This window comes from Acidimicrobiales bacterium, assembly GCA_016794585.1.
Taxonomy (GTDB): Bacteria; Actinomycetota; Acidimicrobiia; order Acidimicrobiales; family DATDAH01; genus JAEUJM01.
This window is the reverse complement of sequence record JAEUJM010000002.1, coordinates 1-21,763: the sequence shown is the minus strand read 5'-3', so window position 1 is coordinate 21,763 and position 21,763 is coordinate 1. Positions and strand designations below refer to the sequence as shown.

Genomic DNA, 21,763 nt, shown 5'->3' with positions numbered 1-21,763 from the left:
GCTTTTCACGGACCCGAAACACCGCTGTCACCTTCGGGAGCCAGCCTCCTCCCATCACCGACGCCACCGCCACCTCCCGGCCGGCCCCTCCTCCCGGGGACGGCGACGACCCGTGGCGCGCGTACGACCCCGGTCGGGGGTGGGACGAGATGCTCGGGACCGACGGTCCCCGGCCCGCGTGCGACGGGGTGGTGGACCTGCTCCATGCCCTCGGCACCGATCTCCACGAGCGCCAGGCCGCCGCCGAGCTCGCCATCCGGGCGATGGGCATCTCCTTCACGGTCTACTCCGAGGGCGCCAACATCGACCGGGAGTGGCCCTTCGACGTGATCCCCCGGGTGCTGTCGACCCACGAGTGGGATCGCATCGCGGCGGGGCTCACCCAGCGCCTCATCGCCCTCAACCTCTTCATCGACGACGTCTACGGCGAAGGCCGCGCCATCCGCAACGGTGTCGTCCCCGCGGAGGTCGTCGGCGACTCGCCCAACCTGCGACCCGAGTGCCGCGGCGTGCGCCCCGCCCAGGGCACCTGGGCCCACATCTCCGGCAGCGACCTGGTCCGCGACGGCGACGGGACGATGTACGTCCTGGAGGACAACCTGCGGGTGCCGTCGGGGGTGTCCTACATGCTCGAGAACCGCCAGATCACCAAGCGGGTGTTCGCCGACCTCTTCCGCGACCTCGACATCCACCCGGTGGACGCCTACCCGACGCGCCTGCGCGAGCTGCTCGGATCGCTCTCGCCTCGGCCCGGGGACCTGCCGGTGATCGTGGTGCTCACCCCCGGCGTCCACAACTCCGCCTACTTCGAGCACGCCTTCCTCGCCCAGCAGATGGGCGCCCACCTCGTCGAGGGCCGCGACCTGGTGGTCGACGACGAGGTCGTGTACCTGCGCACCGTGGGCGGGCTCGAGCGGGTCGACGTCGTGTACCGGCGGGTGGACGACCTCTTTCTCGATCCCGAGGTCTTCCGGCCCGACTCGGCGCTCGGCGTCCCCGGGCTGATGGCCGCATGGCGGGCCGGCAACGTGGCCATCGCGAACGCACCCGGCGCCGGGGTGGCCGACGACAAGGTGCTGTACGCCTACGTCCCGGCGTTGATCCACTACTACCTCGGCGAGGAGGCACTCGTGCCCAACGTCGAGACGTTCGTGTGCCTGGACGACCGGCAGCGCAAGCACGTGCTCGCCAACCTCGACCATCTGGTGGTGAAGCCGGCCAACGAGTCGGGCGGCTACGGCATCTTCGTCGGCTCGCACGCCAGCGAAGCGGACAAGGACGAGATCCGCCGCCGGGTCGAGGCCGATCCTCGCAACTACGTCGCGCAGCCCATCCTCGCGCTGTCCACCGCCCCGACCTTGTGCGACGGCGTGATCGCGCCGCGCCACGTCGACCTCCGCCCCTTCATCCTCACGGGGGAGCACCCCTACGTCACGACGGGCGGGCTCACCCGGGTGGCCCGCCAGGAAGGCTCGCTGATCGTGAACAGCTCACAGGGGGGCGGAAGCAAGGACACCTGGATCATCGATCCCGACGTCGGCCGACCGGCCGCGTCCGGCCTGACCATCGAGGTGCGCGACCGGTGAGCCACGACCCGACCCGACCCCCGACACCCCAGGAGGCCCCCACCATGTTGCTGTCCCGCGTGGCCGAGAACGCGTACTGGGTCGGCCGCTACCTGGAGCGCGCCGAGGCGACCGCCCGCCTGGTGAAGACCCACACCGAGCTGTTCCTCGATCTCCCGAAGTCCGCCGGGCTGACCTGGGCGCCGCTCTTGGCGGTCACCGGCAGCGACGCCGACTACCACCTGGTCCACGACCACCCGAGCGAGGAGGAGGTGGTCTCGTTCCTCCTCGCCGACCCGCTCAACCCCGGGTCCGTGGTGCGCTCGGTCGAGCAGGCCCGCGAAGACCTCCGGGTGACGCGCACGATGGTGCCCCGGCGCACCTGGGAGACGCTCAACGAGCTCCACCTCTGGGTGCGGGACACGCGCCGCGAGGGCATCGGGAGGACGGGCCGCCTGGCCTGGTGCGAGGAGGTGATCCGCCGGTGCCACCTGGTGGCCGGTTCGATCTACGCCACCATGAACCGGGACGACACCTATTCGTTCCTCGAGATCGGGCGCTTCGTCGAGCGGGCCGACATGACGACCCGGGTGCTGGAGGTCGAAGCCGACATCCTCATGGCCGTCCCCGACGGCGGTCTGCGACCGTTCGTCGACGTCACCTGGCTCGCCGCGCTCCGCTCCCTGGGGGCCGAGCAGATGTACCGACGAGCCACGGGCGGCGTGGTGCACGGCGCCGACGCCGTCCGCTTCCTGCTCTTCGAGCCTCAGTTCCCGCGCTCGGTCGAGCACTGCCTGATCGGGGTGTCCCGCTGGTTGCTCGAGCTGCCCCGCCAGGAGGTGCCCATGACCGAGTGCGCGGCCCTCGAGCGGCGCCTCGGCGCCATCGACCCGACCTCCGGTGGCGCCGACGAGCTCCTGCGGGTCGTCGACGACCTCCAGCGGGGGCTCAACCTCCTCCACGACGCCCTCGGCGCCACCTACTTCTCGCCGGCACCATCGCTCACCGGGGCGGGATGAGCACGCCAGACTCGTCGGCGTGAGCGTCGCCGCAGGGCCGAGCCTGTCGGTCCCCTACCCGTCCCTCGCGGGCACCTTCGACGAGATGGTGGCTCCCGACGGGTCCATCCGCGATCACTGGGCCACGGTCACGGCGGCGCTGGACGCACAGAGCGATCTGAACCCCCGGGCCGCAGAGGCGGCCCGGCTGCTCGCGGAGGACGGCGTCACCTACCACGTCACCGCCGGCGACCGGCCCGGGCCCCGCCCGTGGGTGACCGACCCGGTCCCGCTCATGTTGAGCGCCGACGAGTGGGCCGGGCTCGAGCGCGGCGTGATCCAGCGTTCGCTGCTGCTCGATCGGGTGCTCCAGGACCTCTACGGCGAGCGCCGGCTGCTGTCCGACGGCCTGCTGCCCCCCGAGGTCGTCTACGGCCACCCGGGCTTCCTGCGCACGTGCGACCAGATCCGCCTCCCGGGGCCCCACCAGCTGTTCCTCGCCGCCGCCGACCTCGCCCGCGGCGCCGACGGCCGCCACGTGGTCCTCTCGGACCGCACCCAGGCTCCCTCCGGCGTCGGGTACGCGCTGGAGAACCGCGTGGTGGTCTCGCGCGTGCTGCCCGGACTGCACCGGTCCGCCCAGGTCCAGCGCCTGGCCCCGTTCTTCCGGGCGCTGCGGTCCGCCCTGCACCAGGTGGCGCCCCCTACCGACGACACCCCCCGCATCGTGGTCCTCACCCCGGGCCAGTGGAGCGAGACGGCCTTCGAGCACGGCTACCTCGCCGCCCAGCTCGGGGTCCCGCTCGTCCAGGGTGCCGACCTGCGCGTCCGCGACGGCCGGGTCTGGATGCGCGCCATCGGCCGCCTCGAGCCCGTGCACGTCATCGTCCGTCGGGTCGACGCGGCGTTCTGCGACCCGGTCGAGCTGCGACCCGACTCCAACCTCGGCGTGCCCGGCCTCCTCGAGGCCTGCCGGACGGGAACCGTCTCGGTGGTCAACACCCTCGGCAGCGGGGTGCTCGAGAACCCCGGCCTGCTCCCCTTCCTGCCCGCACTGGCGGAGGCCCTGCTCGACGAGCCCCTCGTCCTGCCGTCCGCGGAGACCTGGTGGTGCGGCGACGACGCCGCCCGATCCCATGTGTTGGCCCACCTCGAGGAGCTGGTCGTCAAGCCCATCGGCCGCGACCACGGGCCCACCCCCTCGCTCGGCTGGCACCTGAGCGTGACCGAGCGGGCCGATCTCGCCCGCCGCGTCGAGGCCGAGCCTCACGCGTGGGTCGGCCAGCGTCCGGTGGACATCAGCACGTCGCCCACGGTGACCGACGCCGGCCTCGCCCCGCGCCGCACCACCCTGCGCACGTTCGCCGTGGCCCGGGGCGACCACTACATCGTCATGCCCGGAGGGCTGAGCCGGGTGGCCCCCGATGCCATCGGTGAGCTCATCACCAACCAGGCCGGCGCCCTCAGCAAGGACACCTGCGTCCTCGCGGCCGAGCCCGAGCGCCTCACCGGCTTCTGGCTCCAGCCGGCATCCGACGACGAGGACGCCGAGCCCGCACCCCGGCCCCCGACCTCGCCCCGCGCCGCGGAGCACCTGTTCTGGATGAGCCGCTACGCCGAGCGCGCCGAGGTGCTGGCCCGCCTCCTGCGCGTCATCGCCGACCGCCGCAACGAGTTCGCGGCCGGTGCGACGCCGGCGGGGGTGACGAGCGTGCGCATCCTCCTCCGTGCACTCACTCAGGTGTCCGGCACGTGGCCCGGGTTCGTGGGCGATGACGCCGCCGACCGGCTGGCACACCCCGACGCCGAGCTGCGGTCCGTGCTCGTCGACGAGGGGCGGGCGGGCTCGCTGGCGTTCGATGTGCGCCACATGCTCGACGCCACCGCCGAGGTGCGTGACCTGCTCAGCAGTGACACGTGGCTGGTCGTGGGCCACCTCGACCGGGACCTCGACGACCTCCGCCTCCGCTCGGCGAGCGGCCCCGATCCCACGGCCCTCGGGCGCGTCCTGCAAGCGCTGCTGGCGCTCTCGGGACTCGCGGCGGAGAACACCGTCCGCGACGCCGGCTGGCGGTTCCTGGAGGCCGGTCGTCGCATCGAGCGCTCGTTGCAGCTGACCGCCCTCCTGCGGGCCACGGTCACCGAGGCCACGGGCACGGCCACCGACAGCCTGGTGCTCGAGTCCACGCTCATCGCCGCCGAGAGCATCATCACCTACCGCCGCCGCTACCGGTCCCGTGCCCAGGTCGACACCGTGCTCGATCTCCTCGTGCTCGATCCGGACAACCCCCGCTCCCTCGCCCACCAGACCGCCGCCCTCCACGAGGCCACGGTGGGGCTCCCCCGCCGCCAGGGTGCGGGCGCATCGCCCGTCGAGACGCTGACCGAGGCCGCCGCCGATCTCGTGCGCGTCGCCGACACGGCCGCGCTGAGCGAGCTCGACGACGCCGGTCGACGGCCGTCGCTCATCGCCTTCCTCGAGCGCCTCGACGACCTCCTGGTCCGCTCCGCGGAGGCACTCGACGTCGAGCACTTCAGCCACCAGATGCCCCAGCGGACGGTGTTCATGCCCAACGATCCCGGCGTCCGATGACCTTCAAGGTCGTGCACCGCACCGAGTACCGCTACGCGCGGGAGGTCTTCTCGACCTACGGCGAGGCCCGTCTCCACCCGCGGGAGCTCACGGGGCAGCAGTGCTACTCGACCACCTTGTCGGTCGACCCGTTCCCCGAGGAGTACCGCGTCCGCCGAGATTTCTTCGGTAACCGGGTGGCCCACTACGCCGTGCTCGAGCCGCACACCGAGCTCGTGGTCACGGCCACCAGCATCGTCGACATCCGGGGTCGCCAGGTCCTGCTGGGGCCCGCGGGTGGACTCCGGTGGGAGGAGGTCCGCGACGGGCTGCGCACCGCGGAGGACCCGGATGCGCTCGACGCCCGCCAGTTCACCCTTCCGTCGCCGGCCGCAGCACCCTCGCCGGACGCGGCGGCGTACGTGGCCGGGTCGTTCCCACCGGGGCGATCGCTCGTCGAGGCCCTGGCCGACCTGACCGCCCGCATCCGCAGTGACTTCGAGTACCAGCCGGGATCGACCGACGTCGACACCACCGTCGACGAGCTCCTCGCCCGACGCGCCGGGGTGTGCCAGGACTTCGCCCACCTCACCATCACCGGGCTCCGCGCGCTCGGGCTCTCCGCCCGGTACGTGAGCGGCTACCTCGAGACGGAGCCACCGCCGGGCATGGCGCGGTTGCAGGGCGCGGACGTCTCGCACGCATGGGTCGGTGTCTTCGTGACCGGCCTCGGCTGGATCGACCTCGACCCGACCAACGACCAGTTCGTGGACGACCGGTACGTCACCGTGGCCTGGGGCCGCGACTACAGCGACGTGCCCCCGTTGAAGGGGGTGATCTTCACCGAGAGCGAGTCACACGAACTGACGGTCTCCGTGGACGTGACCCCCGTCCCCGATGGCGATCCGGTACTGACCGCCTGACCGCCTGACCGCCTGAGCGCCTGAGCGCCTGAGCGCCTGAGCGTCGGCGGTCAGGTCGCCCCGGAGCCCTCGTCGAGCTGCTGCGCGGTGGCGGCCAGCAACGGCGCGTAGAGGTCGGGGTACTCGTCGAGGAGCCCTTTGAAGTCCCGGCGCTCGATGACCTCGACCACCATGTCGGTCGTGGCGACCACGGTGGCGTTGCGGGGCTGGTCGAGCAGCAGCGCCGTCTCCCCGAAGAACGTGCCCGGCCCGAGGGTGGCCACGTGCTCACCGGCGCGGGTCACCTCGGCCTCCCCGTCGACGACGAGGAAGAACTCACGTCCCACCTGGCCCTCACGGATGAGCTCGCGCCCTGCGCCGATGTCGAGGACCGTGGCCAGGCTCGCCACCGTCGACAGCTGCTTGTCGGTGAGGTGCTGGAACAGCGGGATGGCCGTGAGACGCTCGTCGATCGGTGCTCGGCGCATGGTGCCCCCTTGGCGGACGGGTCGAACGGGGTCGAACGGGTGGTCGAGGAGACGCTACTCGGGTCCGGGGACGCGGCGAGGCCCGGACCACGGGCCCGGGCCTCCCGCCCGGGCCTCGCCGGCGTACGGGATCGGTCCGATCAGGGGATGCCGACGCGGGTCTCACAGGTGGATGCGGTGTCCGTGCCCGTCTGGCCCTTGCAGGTGTCGAGGCCCGTGCCGCCCTTCATGGCGTCGTTCCCCGCGCCGCCCTTGAGGATGTCGTTGCCACCGTTGCCCTCGAGCACGTCTTTGCCGTCGTCGCCGCTCAGCTTGTCCGAGCCCTGGCCGCCGAAGGCCCGGTCGGCCCCGAGACCACCGCGGAAGACGTCATCGCCGTTGCCGCCGCAGAAGCGGTCGGCGCCGGCCAGGCCATCCACCGTGTCCGCGCCCGGCGTCCCGAGGATCACGTCGGCGTTGGCCGTGGGCACGTCCCCCTGGTTCAGGTCGACGTCGACGACGCGTCCGTCGCACACCTCGCCGGCCACGAAGACGTCGAAGCGGCCATTCGTGTCGTTGGCCACCAGGTTGGTCGCGGTGCTGTCGAAGGCCACGATCCCGTTGTCGGCGATCACCGGCTGCTCGGAGCCTCCCTCGACCACGGTGCCGGGGCGGGCGCTGTACAGCACCGTCCCGGGCGAGCCCGTCAGCGTCCGTACGAAAACGTCCTGGCCGGCACCGTTGGCGTCGGCGGCGACGAGATCGCTGGCTTCGCTGTCGAAGGCGACCCGGGTGGCGTCGCCCGAGATGACCGCGGCGCTGCTGAGCCCGTTGCCGGCACCACCACCGGTGTCCATGCTCGCGTAGGTCAATTGGTTGGCCGACGGCTTGCGCACGTACACGTCGCGCAGGCCGTTGTCGTCCGCGGGCACGAGGTCGGCATCGGTCTCGAACGCGAACGACAGCCCGTCATCGCTCACCGAGGGCACGAACGACGGCTGGAGGGCCTGGTCGTTGTTCGAGTCCACGCTCACCCGGAACGTGGTTCCCGTCGCGAGGCGACGGGCGTAGACGTCGCGCACCGCGTTGGTGTCGTTGACCCCGATGAGGTCCGAGGCGTCGCTCTGGAAGGCGACGACGTCGCCGTCCTGGTCGAGGGCGGCGCCGAAGGAGTTGGCGTTGGACTCGCTCTCGTCGTTGGCGACGCTGGCGCGCACGACGGTGCCCGTGGCGAGGGTGCGCACGAAGATGTCGCGCACGCCGTTGCCGTCACCGCTGATGATGTTGGAGGCGTCGGACTCGAAGGCGACCACGGTCCCGTTGCCGGAGATGTCGGCGTTCGTCGAGCTCCCGTTGGCGTGCGGGTTGATGAAGATCTGGAACCCGCTGCTGAGCTTCACGGTGGTGCCCGCCTGACGATCCCGCAGGAAGATGTCGAACGCCCCGTTCGTGTCGGAGGCGACGAGGTTGCTCGCGAGGCTGTGGAACACCACGAGGCGACCGTCGTCGGAGATTGCCGGTGACGTCGATGCGCCGTTGGCCCCGACCTCCGCGCTGTCCACGCTGATGCGCTCGGTGGTGCCGAGGAGTCGATCCCGCAAGTACACGTCCTCGGTCTCGTTGGTGTCCCCGGCCACGAGGTCAGCCGCCCGCGAGGTGAAGACCACGAACCGACCGTCGGCCGAGATGTCGGGCGAGGTGCTGGTGGCCGCGGCGTTGACCGTGTCGTCGGCCTGACCCTCGTTCGAGTCCACGGACACCCTGCCGTCGGCGGGCACCTGGGGCTCGGCTCCGACCGCCGTCGTTCCGAGGAAGATGCCGACCACCGATGCGGTGACGGCGAGCAGGGCGGTGGCCGCGATCTGGCGGCGGGTTCGTGGACGCATCGGGGGACCGTCGCACGAGGGCCAGTCGAGCCGCATCAGTAGCACTACGGATCTCTAGGCTCCACCGGGTGGCGGACACCAGCACCCTCGTCGGCCGGGACGAGCAGGTGGCGCTGCTCACCGCCGCCGTGGAGGACGCCGGCGCCGGACGAGGCCGCGTCGTCGTCGTGCGGGGCGACCCCGGCATCGGCAAGAGCGCACTCCTGGCCGACCTGGCCCGACGCGCCGACGCGGCGGGCTTCGACGTGCACAGCGGCCGTGGCGACGAGATGGCCCAGGCACGGCCCTTCGGCCCGCTGACCCAGTTGCTCGGCCTGCATCCCGAGGCCGACGATCCCGACGCGGCCCGCATCGGTCGGATCCTCTCCGGGCAGGACGAGCTCGATCACTCCGGACTGCCCCTCGCCGGCGAGGTCCGGTTCCGCGTGCTCGACACCGTGCTCGGCCTCGTCGACGCGGCGACGGCCCGTCGCCCGGTCGCCCTCGTCCTCGACGACCTCCACTGGGCCGACGAGGACACGTTGCGGGTGGTGGTGGCCCTGGCGGAGCGGGCGGCCACGGTGCCGTTGCTGCTCGCCGTGGGAACGCGCCGGCACCCGCAGGCGCCGGCACTGGTGACGGCACTGCGGGCGCTCGACGACCTCGGCGCCACCGTGGTGGAGGTCGGCCCGCTCCCCGCCCCTGCCCTGGCCGACGTGGTCGCCTCGCTCGCCGGGGGACGCCCGGGACCGCGACTCGCCGCCGAGGTGGGGCGCGCCGGCGGCAACCCCTTCCTCGCCATCGAGCTCGTCGCCGCGCACAGCTCAGCAGGCGCGCTCTTCGAGGACGGCGACACCATCGAGTTGGCCGAAGGGCGTGGCGGCTCCCCGCTCGGTGACACCGCGCTGCGCCGACTCGACCACCTGCGTCCCGAGACGGTCGAGCTCCTGCGGGCCGCGTCGGTGCTCGGCCGCACCTTCGAGCTCGCCGTGGTGGCCGACCTCGTCGGCCGACGCGGGATCTCGGTCGCCGCCGACGTCGACGAGGCGCTCGCCGCCGGCATCCTGCACCCCTCGGGCGATCGGCTCTCCTTCGTGCACGACCTCGTGTGGGAGGGCATCTACCAGTCGTTGCCCGGGGCCGTGCGCACCACCCTGCACGTCGAGGCCGCCCGGGCGCTGGCCGATCGCCACGCTGACGCGTTCGACATCGCCGCGCAGGTCGACCGGGGTGCGGCCGGCGCCGGGGCGGAGGCCGTCCCCTGGCTGCTCGAGGGCGCCCACCAGGTCCGGGTGACCGCGCCGGCCACGGCCGCCGGGTTCCTCACCCGGGCGATCGAGCTGCTCCCGCCCGACGATGCCCGCCGGCCGGCGGTGCAGGCCCGACTCGCCGAGGCACTCGTCTTCTCGGGCCGCCAGCGCGATGGCCACGCCCTCGCCGAGGCCTGCCTGCGCGACGCCGGCGTCGACGACGAGTTGCGGGGCACCCTCGGCTACCTCCTGGGCCAGGCGCTCTTCCTCGAAGGGCGCCTGTCCGAGGCTGCCGCCCAGTTGGACAACGGGACCGAGCCGGACTCGCCGGAGCGGGCCGGCGCGCTCGCCGACGCCGCCTTGGCACACCTGCTCGGCGGCGACCTGACCGCCGCCGCGGAGACCGCGGCGCGGGCCCTGTCGGCGTCGAGGGCGGCCGGCGACGTGGCCGTGGAGACCTTCGTCCTGGCGGTGACCTCGTGGGTGCGCGCCCTCGAAGGCGACCTCCCCGGGGGACTCGCCCTCGGACGGGAGGCCGTCACCCGGGCCGACGCCTCCGGTCGCCTCGAGGCGCACCGAAACGTGCCCTACGTGTTCTATGCGCAGGTGCTCCTGTGGGCGGACCACGACGCCGAGGCCCGCACGGCCATCGAGCGGGCGACCGAGCTGGGTGAGCGCCTCGGGCTCGTCTGGGACGTCCCGCTCCGCCACCTGCTGCGTGCCCGCGCCCACCACCGTCGCGGCGACTGGGACGAGGCGATGGCCGAGGTGGACGCCGGCCTGTCGCAGAGCCACGACATGGGCGGCTCGGTGGCCGACGTCTGGCTGTGGTGCGTACGGGCGAGATTGGCCGTCGCCCGGGACGACCGGGACGCGGCGGCCCGCGCGCTGGCCGAAGCCGAGCTCGGGGCCGCCGAGGGGGGACAGGGCCTGGACCAGGTGGCCTGGGTGTCGGCGCTGCTGGCGGAACGGCAGGGCCAGGTGGGTGCGGCTCTGGGGACGATCGGTCTGCTCTGGGACGGCCTCGAGGAGCGAGGCCTCGACTACTACGTGTGGGACATCGCCCCGGACGTCGTGCGCGTGGCGCTGCGGGCCGGCGAGCGGGACCGCGTCGACCGGGTGCTGCGGGCCCTCGAGGAGATCAGCGCCCGCTCCCCCGACTCCTCGGCGCCCATGGTCACCGCCCGTTGCCGGGGGATGGCCGACCGGGATCCCACCGCCTACCGAGAGGCGCTGGATCGCCTGGCCGCCCGCAAGGCGAACGCCCGCCCGGTGGAGCTCGCCCTCCTCCAGGCCGAGGCCGCCGACGTGCACGAGGCGGTCGGACAACAACCAGTGGCCGATGCCCTTCGGGCGAAGGCCTTCCCGGTGCTGGAAGGGGCCGGCGCGGTCCCCTTCGGCGTCCCGGGCCTCGCCGGCCCGGCGGCGGTCCGGTCGACGGCCACCTTCGGTTGGGCGTCACTCACCGCACGCGAGCTCGAGGTCGTGAGCCTGCTGGCCGAGTCGCTCAGCAACGCCGAGATCGCCGCGGCGCTGCACTGCTCACGCCGGACCGTCGAGAGCCACCTGAGCCACGTCTACACGAAGCTCGGCCTCTCGTCCCGGGTCCAGCTGGCGGTCGTGGCCGCCGAGCGGCTGCGCCTCCGGGATGCGTAGCGCTACGGATGCGCCCGCACACCCGTCGTCGTAGAACCGGCACATGACCGAGCCCGCCCCGGCGGAGGGCGACGACGGCCCGGGTCGGCGGCCCGTCGACCCGATCCCGCTCCCTCCCGACCCCATGGCGCCGTGGTTGGCGACCACCGCAGCGACGGCCGACGCCGAGGACGAGCCCGACCGGGCACCCGGCGAGCGGGCCTGACGAGCTCGACGCCCGCTCCGGTCCGCTCGCGGCCGCTTCGTCGGTCAAGATCTCGACGTGCACGTCGCCGCCGGCATGGACCCGCACCTCCCGTTGTCGGCGGTCGCCGACCACGCCCGACGGGTCGAGCGTCTGGGCTTCGACGCGCTTCACGTGGCCGAGATGGTCAACGACGCCTTCGTGGTCAGCGCGCTGGCCCTGGAGCACACCGAGCGGCTGGTCGTCCGCACCTCGCTGGCGGTCGCTTTCGCCCGCAGCCCCATGCAGGTGGCGCTCACGTCCTGGTCGCTCGCCCGTCTCGGCCCCGGCCGCTTCGACCTCGGGCTCGGGACGCAGATCAAAGCCAACGTCGCGGAGCGCTTCGGCGTCACGTGGACCGACCCGGTCGAGCACATGGCCGACTACGTCGCCGCGGTGCGGGCCTGCTTCGCCGCCTTCGCCGGAGACGCCCCGCTCCACCACGAGGGGCCCCGCTACCGCCTGACCCGCCTGCAACCCGAGTTCAACCCGGGCCCCCTCGACGGCCCCGCGCCACCGATCTGGCTCGGTGGGGTGGGTGACCGCTCCTGCCGGCTGGGTGGCGAGCTCGCGGACGGGTTCGTGACCCACCCCACCAACTCCGACCGGCGCTACCTCACGGAGGCCTGCCTGCCCGCGCTGGAGGAGGGGCGCCGGGCCGGGGGTCGAGGTCCCGGCGCGCCGCTCGTCGTGGCCGGCGGCATGGTCGCCACCGGTCCCGACGACGCCGCCGTGGCGCAGTCCCGCGAGGAGCGCCGCCGTCGGCTCGGCTTCCTGTTCAGCACCCCGGCCTACCGCCGGACCCTCGAGCTGCATGGGTGGACGGATCTCGGCGACGTTCTGCGGAGCCTCGCCCGCGCCGGCCGCTGGGACGACATGGCCGCCGCCGTCGAGGACGAGGTGCTCGACACCGTCGTCGTCTCCGCCCCGTACGGCCGACTCGCGTCCGCCGTGGCCGAGCGATACGCGGACATCGTCGACGGCGTGCTCCTCCAGGTGCCCGATGACCCCGCCCACGACGATGCGTTCACGGAGGCGGTCGAGGCGCTGCGCGCCTGCTAGCGACCCTTGGGCAAGGCCCGACCCTGCTTGGCGGCGCCCCCCGACGTACCCGAGGCGAACCCGTTGAGGGCCTCACCGCCCTTGGCCAGGTTGACCCCCGCCACGCCGAGGCCCTTGCCGGTCGCCCCGAGCTGGCGGCCGAGGCCGCCGAGCTGGTCGGCGACGTCGTCGAGTTGGGCCACGATCGCCTCCACCCGTTCCACCCCGTCCCCGATGGTCGACGCCACGTCGTCGATCAGCGGCACGGCGTCCAGCTTGTCGCCGATGTCTCCCAGCACCTTGGTGATGGCCGCGAGCTCGCGGGTGCTGCTGGTGATGGCCGCTGCCGCGGCGGCGGTGAGGGTCTGCGCGCTGCCACCCTCCTTGCCCGCCAACAGCTCGGCGGCGTCGCTGGCCCCACCCCCGGCGGCCCGCAGGGTGTCCCCCACCTGGTCCAGCACCCGTGGCAGGGCCTGCACCAGCTCGGTGAGGTCGGCCCGGTGATCGAGCACCCACTCCGCGGCGTCGCGCACGGCACCGAGACCCTCGTTGTCGTCGAACAGCTCACCCAGGTCCCCGAAGTCCACGGCCGCAAGGTAGTGGGGCGACCGAGCCCGGGTGGTCGTGCTCAGCGGAAGGGCTGGTGGCCGTACCGGTCGAGGTGCACGACCTCGCCGATCGGGCGCCGGGTGGTGGTCCCGTAGCGGCCCTTGGCCCACCCGATGGGGATGATGCACACCGGGTTCACGTGGCGGGGCAAGCCGAGGATCTTGCGGGCGCCGCGGACGTGCCAGATCGGCAGCGTCTGCAAGGAGGCGCCCAGGCCGACGGCCCGGCAGGCCAGGAGCAGGTTCTGCACCGCGGGGTAGACCGAGCCGTAGAACGACGCCACGGAGATCTGCGGGCGGCCGACCGGCCGGTGCTTGAGATTGCGGGAGTAGCACGGGATGACGAACACCGGCAGCTCCTCGAAGTGCTCGGCCTGCCACTGACCGGGGCGCATGCCCCGCAGGGCCGCCTCGTCCCCGCGCGCCTGGCGCTCGACGACCGGGTTGAACAGCCGGTACAGCCGTCGGTAGAGCCGGGCGAGACGGGCCTTCTGCTCGGGGTCCTCGACGACGAGGTACGACCAGTCCTGGGTGTTCGAGCTCGTCGGCGCCTTGAGCGAGAGCTCCAGGAGCGGCAGGAGCACGTCGTGCGACACCGGCTCGAGATGGAGGCGGCGCACGGCCCGCTGGGTGCGCATGGCCTCGTCGAGAGGCATCCCGAGACGGGCGAGCGCCTCGGCGGGTGTCGGCGGCGTGAACGGCTCGGGCGCGGCGGCACCTGCGGATCCGGCGGCGGTCATGGGCCGGAGCGTACGGCCCGGAGCCGGACCCGGCCGGGCCGCTCCTTCCGGTGGACGGGCCGAGCGTCAGAGCTGGAGCCACTCCCACACCAGGCCGCGCAGGCGGTCGATCCCGGTGCCGTTGGCGGCGCTGACCCAGATGATGTCGCCGGGCTCGAGCTGGCAGGCCGCGGCGAGGTCCTTCTTGCGCTTCTGGCGCTTCGCGGCCTTCACCTTGTCGTGCTTGGTGGCGATGATCACGTGCGGCAGGGCGTTGGCCCGCAGCCACTCCAACATCTGGAGGTCGAGCTTGGTCGGGCCGATCTCGCCGTCCACGAGCACGAGGATCATCGTCAGCTGCTCGCGGGTGAGCAGGTAATCCTCCATCATCTGCTGCCAGCGCTGGCGGGTGGCCGCCGGCGCCGACGCGTAGCCGTACCCCGGGCAGTCGATGACCGCGGTGCCGTCGCCGAGGGCGAAGCAGTTGAGGAGCTGGGTTCGGCCCGGGGTCTTGGACACCATGGCGAGGCGCTTGCGGTTGGCGAGGGCGTTCAAGAGCGAGGACTTGCCGACGTTGGACCGTCCCACCACGGCCAACTCGGCCTCGTTGTCAGGGAGGTCGTCGGCGGTCGGTGCCGACGTCACGAACTCGAGGGGCAGGGGGCGGCCGGCGGACACGCCACGATCATGGCGGATGCGGACCTCGCCGTCGTGCGACGATGGCGCATGGATCGACGCTGCCGTCAGGGTCACCGCTGATGCGGGGGGTCCGGGTCACCGAGGACGGCGTGCAGGTGGCCGAGGTGCCCGCGCCCGAGCCCGGCCCCGACGACGTGGTGGTCAAGGTGGCCGCCAGCGGCATCTGCGGGTCCGATCTCCACCTGCTCAGCTGGGGGCCGCTGCCCGTCATCCTCGGCCACGAGGTGTCCGGGTGGCTGCCCGACGGCACGCCGGTGGCCATCGAACCGGTTCGCTGGTGTGGCACGTGCGAGCGCTGCCTCGCCGGCGACTCCCAGCTCTGCGCGACGGCCTCGACCATCGGGATCTCGGCCGACGGTGGGATGGCCGACGAGGTCCTCGTGGGCCCCGAGTGCGTGGTGCCCCTGCCGGCCGGACTCGACGTCCTCGACGCCGGGCTCGTCGAGCCGGTGGCCTGCGCCGTCCACGCCATGGCCCGGGCCCGGGTCGAGCCCGGGATGCGCGTCGCGGTGGTCGGCGGGGGGACGTTGGGCATCGCCGCGGTCGCCGCCGCGACCCACGCGGGTTGTGAGGTGGGCTCCGTGACCCGCCATCCTCACCAAGCCACCGCCGCCGAGGCGGTGGGAGGCCGACCGGCCGACGGCCGCTACGACGTGGTCATCGAGGCCGCGGGCACGTCCTCCGCGTTCGCCGCCGCGTGCGACCTGGCGCGCAGCCGGGGCACCATCGCCCTCCTCGGCACGTACTGGGAGGATCTCACCGCTCCCGGGATCCCCCTCACCATCAAAGAGCTCGACGTCGTGGCCTGCTACGGCTACGGCCACCACAGCGGCCGCCGTGAGGTGGACGACGCCGCCGCCCTCCTCGCGGCGGTGCCGGAGCTGGCACCGTCACTCGTCACCCACCGCTTCGGCCTCGACGATGCGCCCGAGGCCTTCCGCGTGGCCGCCGACCGCGCCAGCGGCGCCATCAAGGTCGTGCTCCAGCCCTGACGATCCAGAGGAGCATCCCGGGCTCGGGTCGGGCGCGCGCCCGGTCGTCCGAGCCCGTCAGGCGGTCCACCGGAACGTCACCGCGAGCGGGGGGTGATCGCTGAGCGGCTCGCCGTCGTCCCGCACGAAGCTGTCGGTGGGGTTGTCGTGGGAGAGCGGCTCGAAGGTGACGCCGTCCTCGCTGCGGAAGGCGGCCTTGTCGATGGCGCTCGGATCCTCGCACTCGACCGCATCGCACACGTCGGTGAGACCGGTGCGCTCGAGGAACGTCTGCCAGATGGCGAGGTCGCCCTCCCCTTCCGGGCTGTCGGGATCCGGCGTCGCCCACGTGTGGAGGTTGGTGTCGCCGGCGAGCAGCACGGCGTGACCGGCCGAGTGCTCCTCGATGAAGGCCGCGAGCTGCTCGTAGTCGGCGGCCTGGAGCACCTGGTCGTCCTGTGTGCCGCCGGCCTCGGCGTGGAGGTTGTAGACGTCCACCTCGACACCGTCGGCCAAGGCGGTCCGGGTGACCATGAAGCCCTTCTGCGCGAGGCAGTCCCCGGCCCCGCCCTGGCTGGTGTCGGCACCGCCGAAGCACCCCTCCCACCGGACCCGCTCGACGTCGCCGAAGGGGAAACGGGAGAACTGGTTGAGGCCGTCCGCGAGGATGGCCTCGGGTCGGGTCGGGTCGCCCCCGAGAGGCAACGGCGCCGAGGTCGACCGGTGCTCGAAGTCGACCCGGGATTCGAGCTCCTCGTGGTACACCCGCAGCGGGGCCAGCGGGTTCGGGTCCGGCGTCTTCCACGTCTCCTGGAGGAGCACCAGGTCGTGGTCGTTCAGCAGGGGCCCGATGAGGGGCATGTTGGTGGCGGGCTCGGAGCCCGACAGGACCTCGGGTAGGCCCGCCACGTTGTAGGACAGGAGATCCAGCTCACCTCCGGCGCCCACCACGGTCGTGCTCGTCGTCGTGTCGGCATCCGCCGACTCGGACCCGGGCTCGTCATCGCCTCCACACGCCGCCGCCAGGAGCGCGAGCACGAGGAGGGGGGCGGCGAGCCGTGCGGGTAGGAGGAGGCGCATGGGAACCACCCTGCCAGAAGGCGACGCCCCGGTGAACGGAAGGTGTCGCCGGGTGTGCTGGCAGGATGGCGGGATGCAGATCACCCGTGACGCCGGCGGACCGGCGGCGGTGCGCCCATGAGCGTGCCCGTCGACCTCACCGCGCTCCGCGAACGCCTCGCTGAATACGGCCCGAACCCCTTCCTCACCACGGTGAACGAGGACGGCACGCCCCACGTGACCTCGGTGACGGTGCGCCTCGAGGGCGAGGTGCTGGTCGCCGGTGCCGGGCGCCGCACCCGAGGCAACGTCGCCGACCGACCGTCCGTCGCGCTGCTGTGGCCGCCCGCCACCGATCCCGCGTACAGCTTGATCGTCGATGCCCTCGCCGTCGGAGCCGACGCGGAGGGATCCGACGAGGTGCGCATGACGCCGCATGCGGCGATCCTCCACCGCGTCGCCGGCGCCGCCGGTGAGGGCCCGAACTGCCTCGCGGTCGACGGAGGCCCACCGTCCTGAGGCCGTTCGCGGCCCGCCGGGCCTCGATCACGGCGCTCGTCGTCCTCCTCCTGGCACTCACCTTCGGCGTGGGGTGCTCGCCCGACGGCGCTCGCAGCCTCGAGGCGAGCCCCGACGGCCGGGTCGACTCCGAGAACGGCGACTGCGGCTGGACCGTCCCCCTGGGCGACGGGAAGGTGCTCTGGGTGGTGTGCGATCCGAACGCCCTACCAGGGGGCCTGACCAATTCGGTGGCGGTCTCCGACCCCGACGACCGCTCCCCGACGTTCCAACAGGCCAACTTCGTCCGGCCGGCGCCCATGGACACGGGACGTTGCTCGGACGAGGGCGGCGCGGCGTCGTGGATCAACGGGGTGACCGCCGCCCCCGGGAGGGTCCCCGGCACCACACTCGTCACCGCCTTCTTCATCCACGGGTGCCGGGCCTCGCTGCTCGACCGCAGCGACGTCGGCGACTACGGGGTCGCCACCTACACCTACGAGCACGGCTCGACCGCCACCTGGAGCGCCCAGGTGCACCGGTGGGACCTGTTCCCCGGCGCCTGGTCCTCGGGCGAGCGCAACGTCACCTTCGGGGCCGGCGCCGTGTACGACGACGGCCACCAGTACACCTACGGCTGCCATCCCGACGAGACCCCCGACTGGGTGAACGAGCAGCAGTGCTCCGTCGTCCGGGCCGCGGTCGGACAGCCCGTGGGCGTACGCGCCTCGTGGGAGGTGTGGCGCGGCGACGACGAGGGCTGGGCGGCGTGCACCGTCGACCCGGCCTCCGGCCCGGACTGCAGTGAGGCCTCGTTCCGACGAGCGCTCGAGGCGGCCGCACCCATGGAGATGCCCCTGCCCGGCGTCGAGCAACCGGACGGGTTCACGCCCCAGCAGTTCTCGGTCTCGTGGAGCGAGCACCTGGACGCCTTCGTCTCCGCCGCGCCACGCGCGTTCGGCGACCCGACCCTGCGCATCCGGGTGGCCGACGCCCCCGAAGGTCCGTGGTCCGACCCCGGCGACGTGGCCGTCGACTGCGACCCCGAGGTCGTGGAGGGTGGCTTCAACTGCTACCACTTCGCCCCCCACCCGCCACTCGGGGACGCCACCTCGATGCCGTTCGGGATCCACGACGCCGGCCACGACGGACCCGCCGACGTCGCCTTGGTGTCAGTGCCCTGGTGCGAGCTCGAGGACCTCGCCGGCCGGCCCTGCCCCTGACGCCGATCCTTCACTCGGGAGGGATGCAGCACCACCCTCGGTTGACCAGCTCGGTGGCCATGAGGTCGGCGTCGAGGCGGACGACCAGTTCCTCGTCACGCGCTCGCTGGCGGCGATCGGGCGCGGCCGCGGCGCTCGTCGCCTTCGGGGTCGCCACCCGCCTCGTGGCACGGGCCTGGGCGTCAGTGCCGGCACCCGGCCCCGCGCCCGCAGGGTCGCCGTCGACGCCGTGCTCCTCGAGGCGGGCCAAGAGCTCGTCGATCTCGGCGTTGGTGAACTTGCCCGCCGCCTGACGCTGGTTGAGCCCGATGCGGTGACGGGCCTCCTTGAAGGTGTCGAAGCCCAGTGCCTCGAGCGCTTCCGCGAGCTCGGCCACGCGTTTGGGCGATGCCGGGGGGCCAGCTGCTTGTCCGAACGCCATGGAGGCAACCTACGCAGGCGCGCTGACAGGGAGCGGGATGCGTTCCGCCCGACCCTCAGATGCTGCGGCCGCTGCCCTCCCAGTAGGGCGCCCGCAGCTCGCGCTTGAGCAGCTTGCCGGCGGCAGAGCGTGGCAGGGCGTCCGACCAGTCGATGGTCTTCGGCCGCTTGTAGCCGGCGAGCTTCTCGCGGCACAGGGCCACGAGCTCCTCAGCGAGCTCGTCCGAGCCCTTCACGCCCTCGACCGTCTGGACCACGGCTTTCACCTGCTCGCCGTACTCGTCGTCGGGAACCCCGATGACGGCCACGTCGGCCACGGCCGGGTGCTCGGCCAGGACGGTCTCGATCTCGGCCGGGTAGATGTTCACCCCACCCGAGATGATCATGTCGATCTTGCGGTCCGAGAGCCACAGGTAGCCCTCGTCGTCGAGGTAGCCGACGTCCCCGGTGGTGAACACCCCGGGCTCGAGGTGCGCGGCGGCGGTCTTGTCCGGATCGTTGTGGTACACGAAGTCGCTGCCGAGGGCGCTGCGGAAGTAGAGCGTCCCCGACTCGCCCTGGGCCACGGGCTCGTCGTCGGGACCGATGACCAGGACCTCCATCATGGAAAGGGGCGGCCCCACGCTGCCGCCCTTGCGCACCCAGTCCTCGGCGCGGATGGTCGAGATGAAGGCGCCTTCGGTCGATCCGTAGTACTCGTGGACCTTGGGGCCGAGCCACTCGATCATCGCCTGCTTCCACGGCGCCGGGCAGGGCGCGGCGCCGTGCCAGACGGCCTCGAGGCTCGACCCGTCGAGCCCGGACCGGACATCCTCCGGCAGGTCGAGGAGACGCTTGAACTGCACCGGCACGAGGTGGACGTTCGTCACGGCCCACTCGTCGAAGAGGCGCACCGTCTCGGTGGGGTCGAACTTGTGGCGCATGACCACCGCCGACCCCGCCACCATCGGCAGGAAGCTGAAGGCCCACTGCGCCGAGTGGTACACGGGCCCGGCCAGGAGCGTGCGCCCGGGGGTCGGCACGAACTCCCCCAACATGCCCGCGACGAGCGGGAGCAGGTCACTCGGGACGTCGGCGCCGCCGGCGAGCATGCCGCGGACGCCCTTCGGTCGGCCGGTGGTGCCGGAGGTGTAGAACATCGGCCCGCCGAACAGCGCCGTGTCCGGCTCGTCGGTGGGCGCCGCCGCGAGCGCCGCCTCGTAGCTGGAGAGACGGCCCCGGTCCTCGGTGCCCGTGACCAGTGCCAGTCCCACGGTCGCGGCCCGCTCGTCGGCGAGCGCGGCTTCCGCCACGTCGGCGAACAGCTCGTCGACGACCAGGGCCTTGCACCCCGCGTCCTCGAGGACGTAGGCCAGCTCGTCGGCGGTCCAGTGCCAGTTGACCGGTACGTACGTGGTCCCGAGGTGGGCCGCCGCCCAGAAGGCCTCGAAGGCCTCCCGCCGGTTGCCCACCATGAGGGCGAAGGTGTCCCCGGGCTCGAGGCCCGCGCCCGTGAGCACGTGCATGAGGCGCACCACCCGCTCGGCCAGCTCGGCCCAGTTCGACTCCCCCCGCTCGTCGGCGAGGGCCAGATCGGCCCCTCGCTCGGTGACGTACGCGTCCAACAACTTCGGCATGGTCCCCCCTGGGTCCCTCGATGGCGGCGGCCCTTCTGGCCGTGGGTGGCGAATGGTGGGCGGCGCACGGCAGGCGGCGGCCGCCCGCCATCGCTAGCTGCTGAGGTCGGTGAGCACGGCCCGGCCGAGGTAGGCGCCGGCCTCGAGCTCCTCGAAGATCTGCGGGACGTCGGACAGGCTGCCGGTGCGCGAGACGTGCGTCTTCACCTTGCCATCCGCGGCCAGGGCGATCAGGTCCCGCATCTCCTGCACGGTGCCCACCGCCGAGAAGATGAGGGTGGGGTCCCGCCAGAAGAACTCGAACGGGCTGATCTCGAAGTTGCCGTCGCTCGTCGGCGGCAGGCCCACGCCCACGAAAAGGCCCTGCTGGCGCAGCATCGACAGGCCGAGTTGGAAGCCGGCGACCCGGGCGGCGAACACGAGCACGGCGTCGATGCCGCCCTTCATCATGGCGACGCCGGCGGCGTCCTCGACGCTGACCGCCTCGTCGGCGCCGAGCGAGCGGACGAACTCGAGTCGGTCCTCGCCGATGTCGACGCCGAGCACCTTGTAGCCGAAGGCCTGGAGGATCTGGATCGCGTAGTGGCCGAGACCTCCGGCCGCGCCGATCACGCCGATCGTGCGCCCGGGCGGGATGCCGTGGAGCTGGAGCTTGCGCACGGCGCTGTACGCGGTGAGCCCGCCGCACGCGAGGGGGGCCTCCTCGTCGCCGATGCTGTCGGGCAGCGGGACGAGCGCCTTCGACCAGATGGCGAAGCGCTCGGCGAACGTGCCCATGACCGTGCCGGCCTGGGGGCAGTGGCGGGGACGGCCACCGAGGCAGTACTCGCACGCGCCGCACCAGAACGCGCCGCCGGCGCCGCCGAGGCCGAGGATCACCCGCTGGCCGATCGAGACGTCGGCCTCGGCGCCGGGCCCGAGGGCCTCGACCACGCCGATGGCCTCGTGGCCGAGCTGCGGCGTGGACACGCCCATCCAGTCGCCCTTGGCCAGGTGCAGGTCGGAGTGGCAGACGCCCGCGGTCGTGATCCGCACCAGCGCCTGTCCCGCCGTGGGCTCGGGCACGTCCAGGTCACCGACCCGGACCGCCCCATCCTCGACCACGATCGCCTTCATCTGCTCGCTCATGGCCGCGACGCTACGCCTCCGCGGGGACGCCCGCGTTCAGTCGGGCAGCGCCGCCTCGATCTCGTCGAGCAGGTCGAGCAGGTCGAGCAGGTCGCGGCGGGTGGCGATGCCGTGGTCGCGGGCCTCGAGGTCGACGCCGGCGGCGGCGAGTGCCGCCTCGGTGTCGGCGTACGCCTTCTCCCGCGGGCCCATGGCGAGGAGGTCGGCGGTCAGCAGGTAGCTGCGCAGCCTTCGGGCCGAGTCGACGTGACCGGCGAGCGCGGTGGCCAGCATCAGTGTCTCG

20 protein-coding genes are annotated in these 21,763 nt (G+C 72.9%); 10 read left to right on the top strand and 10 right to left on the bottom strand.

What is annotated here, in order from left to right:
• The first annotated feature begins 149 nt into the window (after positions 1-149).
• The 4 genes from JNK12_01305 to JNK12_01290 are packed head-to-tail and all read left to right on the top strand — an operon-like array spanning position 150 to position 6,058.
• The gene (locus tag JNK12_01305) at positions 150-1,586 is read left to right on the top strand and encodes a circularly permuted type 2 ATP-grasp protein (protein ID MBL8774529.1); all 1,437 of its coding nucleotides are present in this window, start codon (positions 150-152) and stop codon (positions 1,584-1,586) included.
• The gene (locus tag JNK12_01300) at positions 1,583-2,584 is read left to right on the top strand and encodes an alpha-E domain-containing protein (GenBank protein ID MBL8774528.1); all 1,002 of its coding nucleotides are present in this window, start codon (positions 1,583-1,585) and stop codon (positions 2,582-2,584) included. The genes JNK12_01305 and JNK12_01300 overlap by 4 nt, the downstream gene beginning before the upstream one ends.
• A gap of 19 nt (positions 2,585-2,603) precedes the next feature.
• Positions 2,604-5,156 (top strand): circularly permuted type 2 ATP-grasp protein, encoded by a 2,553-nt coding sequence (locus tag JNK12_01295; protein MBL8774527.1) that lies wholly within the window; start codon positions 2,604-2,606, stop codon positions 5,154-5,156.
• A complete protein-coding gene (locus tag JNK12_01290) occupies positions 5,153-6,058 on the top strand; it encodes a transglutaminase family protein (GenBank protein MBL8774526.1) in 906 nt (301 codons plus the stop codon). Before JNK12_01295 ends, JNK12_01290 begins: the two co-directional genes overlap by 4 nt.
• Before the next feature lie 50 nt (positions 6,059-6,108).
• On the opposite strand, the gene JNK12_01285 is transcribed toward JNK12_01290, so the two are convergent.
• Positions 6,109-6,525 carry a cyclic nucleotide-binding domain-containing protein gene (locus JNK12_01285; GenBank protein ID MBL8774525.1) on the bottom strand — a complete coding sequence of 139 codons (417 nt, stop codon included), beginning with the start codon at positions 6,523-6,525 and terminating at the stop codon, positions 6,109-6,111.
• Between the two features lie 140 nt (positions 6,526-6,665).
• Positions 6,666-8,390 (bottom strand): hypothetical protein, encoded by a 1,725-nt coding sequence (locus tag JNK12_01280; protein MBL8774524.1) that lies wholly within the window; start codon positions 8,388-8,390, stop codon positions 6,666-6,668.
• Between the two features lie 68 nt (positions 8,391-8,458).
• On the opposite strand from JNK12_01280, the gene JNK12_01275 reads away from it, so the two are divergent.
• The 3 genes from JNK12_01275 to JNK12_01265 are packed head-to-tail and all read left to right on the top strand — an operon-like array spanning position 8,459 to position 12,560.
• Complete coding sequence (locus JNK12_01275) at positions 8,459-11,275, top strand: AAA family ATPase (GenBank protein ID MBL8774523.1); 2,817 nt, start codon at positions 8,459-8,461, stop codon at positions 11,273-11,275.
• A 43-nt stretch (positions 11,276-11,318) separates the two neighbouring features.
• The gene (locus JNK12_01270; protein ID MBL8774522.1) at positions 11,319-11,480 is read left to right on the top strand and encodes a hypothetical protein; all 162 of its coding nucleotides are present in this window, start codon (positions 11,319-11,321) and stop codon (positions 11,478-11,480) included.
• 57 nt (positions 11,481-11,537) lie between these two features.
• On the top strand, positions 11,538-12,560 hold the full coding sequence (locus JNK12_01265; GenBank protein MBL8774521.1) for a TIGR03617 family F420-dependent LLM class oxidoreductase: 1,023 nt from the start codon (positions 11,538-11,540) through the stop codon (positions 12,558-12,560).
• On the opposite strand, the gene JNK12_01260 is transcribed toward JNK12_01265, so the two are convergent.
• The 3 genes from JNK12_01260 to ysxC all read right to left on the bottom strand — a co-directional run bounded on the left by JNK12_01260 (position 12,557) and on the right by ysxC (position 14,544).
• Positions 12,557-13,126 (bottom strand): hypothetical protein, encoded by a 570-nt coding sequence (locus tag JNK12_01260; protein MBL8774520.1) that lies wholly within the window; start codon positions 13,124-13,126, stop codon positions 12,557-12,559. The genes JNK12_01265 and JNK12_01260 overlap by 4 nt on opposite strands.
• Positions 13,127-13,167: 41 nt before the next feature.
• Entirely contained in the window at positions 13,168-13,887 is a 720-nt protein-coding gene (locus JNK12_01255) for a nitroreductase family protein (protein MBL8774519.1), read from the bottom strand.
• Positions 13,888-13,953: 66 nt separating this feature from the next.
• Complete coding sequence (gene ysxC, locus JNK12_01250; GenBank protein MBL8774518.1) at positions 13,954-14,544, bottom strand: ribosome biogenesis GTP-binding protein YsxC; 591 nt, start codon at positions 14,542-14,544, stop codon at positions 13,954-13,956.
• An 80-nt stretch (positions 14,545-14,624) separates the two neighbouring features.
• On the opposite strand from ysxC, the gene JNK12_01245 reads away from it, so the two are divergent.
• A complete protein-coding gene (locus tag JNK12_01245; protein ID MBL8774517.1) occupies positions 14,625-15,557 on the top strand; it encodes an alcohol dehydrogenase catalytic domain-containing protein in 933 nt (310 codons plus the stop codon).
• A gap of 57 nt (positions 15,558-15,614) precedes the next feature.
• On the opposite strand, the gene JNK12_01240 is transcribed toward JNK12_01245, so the two are convergent.
• Entirely contained in the window at positions 15,615-16,616 is a 1,002-nt protein-coding gene (locus JNK12_01240; GenBank protein MBL8774516.1) for an endonuclease/exonuclease/phosphatase family protein, read from the bottom strand.
• A 117-nt stretch (positions 16,617-16,733) separates the two neighbouring features.
• On the opposite strand from JNK12_01240, the gene JNK12_01235 reads away from it, so the two are divergent.
• Together JNK12_01235 and JNK12_01230 are read left to right on the top strand one after the other, a co-directional pair.
• A complete protein-coding gene (locus JNK12_01235; protein MBL8774515.1) occupies positions 16,734-17,114 on the top strand; it encodes a pyridoxamine 5'-phosphate oxidase family protein in 381 nt (126 codons plus the stop codon).
• Positions 17,115-17,182: 68 nt separating this feature from the next.
• On the top strand, positions 17,183-18,316 hold the full coding sequence (locus JNK12_01230; GenBank protein MBL8774514.1) for a hypothetical protein: 1,134 nt from the start codon (positions 17,183-17,185) through the stop codon (positions 18,314-18,316).
• A 10-nt stretch (positions 18,317-18,326) separates the two neighbouring features.
• Here JNK12_01230 and JNK12_01225 read toward each other — a convergent pair whose 3' ends face one another.
• The 4 genes from JNK12_01225 to JNK12_01210 form a co-directional block, all read right to left on the bottom strand.
• Positions 18,327-18,692, bottom strand: a complete 366-nt coding sequence (locus tag JNK12_01225) for a hypothetical protein (GenBank protein MBL8774513.1) — start codon at positions 18,690-18,692, stop codon at positions 18,327-18,329.
• A 100-nt stretch (positions 18,693-18,792) separates the two neighbouring features.
• On the bottom strand, positions 18,793-20,352 hold the full coding sequence (locus JNK12_01220; GenBank protein MBL8774512.1) for an AMP-binding protein: 1,560 nt from the start codon (positions 20,350-20,352) through the stop codon (positions 18,793-18,795).
• Positions 20,353-20,445: 93 nt separating this feature from the next.
• Positions 20,446-21,480 carry an alcohol dehydrogenase catalytic domain-containing protein gene (locus JNK12_01215; GenBank protein ID MBL8774511.1) on the bottom strand — a complete coding sequence of 345 codons (1,035 nt, stop codon included), beginning with the start codon at positions 21,478-21,480 and terminating at the stop codon, positions 20,446-20,448.
• A gap of 36 nt (positions 21,481-21,516) precedes the next feature.
• A partial coding sequence (locus tag JNK12_01210; protein MBL8774510.1) for a hypothetical protein occupies positions 21,517-21,763 on the bottom strand: 247 nt, incomplete at its 5' end.

What these genes read in the sequence shown, in the direction of transcription:
- JNK12_01270 (MBL8774522.1), top strand. Translation starts at nt 11,319, where the DNA reads ATGACCGAGCCCGCCCCGGCGGAGGGCGACGACGGCCCGGGTCGGCGG.
- JNK12_01235 (MBL8774515.1), top strand. Translation starts at nt 16,734, where the DNA reads ATGAGCGTGCCCGTCGACCTCACCGCGCTCCGCGAACGCCTCGCTGAA.
- JNK12_01290 (MBL8774526.1), top strand. Translation starts at nt 5,153, where the DNA reads ATGACCTTCAAGGTCGTGCACCGCACCGAGTACCGCTACGCGCGGGAG.
- JNK12_01215 (MBL8774511.1), bottom strand. Translation starts at nt 21,480, where the DNA reads ATGAGCGAGCAGATGAAGGCGATCGTGGTCGAGGATGGGGCGGTCCGG.
- JNK12_01245 (MBL8774517.1), top strand. Translation starts at nt 14,625, where the DNA reads ATGCGGGGGGTCCGGGTCACCGAGGACGGCGTGCAGGTGGCCGAGGTG.
- JNK12_01280 (MBL8774524.1), bottom strand. Translation starts at nt 8,390, where the DNA reads ATGCGTCCACGAACCCGCCGCCAGATCGCGGCCACCGCCCTGCTCGCC.
- JNK12_01285 (MBL8774525.1), bottom strand. Translation starts at nt 6,525, where the DNA reads ATGCGCCGAGCACCGATCGACGAGCGTCTCACGGCCATCCCGCTGTTC.
- JNK12_01255 (MBL8774519.1), bottom strand. Translation starts at nt 13,887, where the DNA reads ATGACCGCCGCCGGATCCGCAGGTGCCGCCGCGCCCGAGCCGTTCACG.
- JNK12_01305 (MBL8774529.1), top strand. Translation starts at nt 150, where the DNA reads ATGCTCGGGACCGACGGTCCCCGGCCCGCGTGCGACGGGGTGGTGGAC.
- JNK12_01240 (MBL8774516.1), bottom strand. Translation starts at nt 16,616, where the DNA reads ATGCGCCTCCTCCTACCCGCACGGCTCGCCGCCCCCCTCCTCGTGCTC.
- JNK12_01220 (MBL8774512.1), bottom strand. Translation starts at nt 20,352, where the DNA reads ATGCCGAAGTTGTTGGACGCGTACGTCACCGAGCGAGGGGCCGATCTG.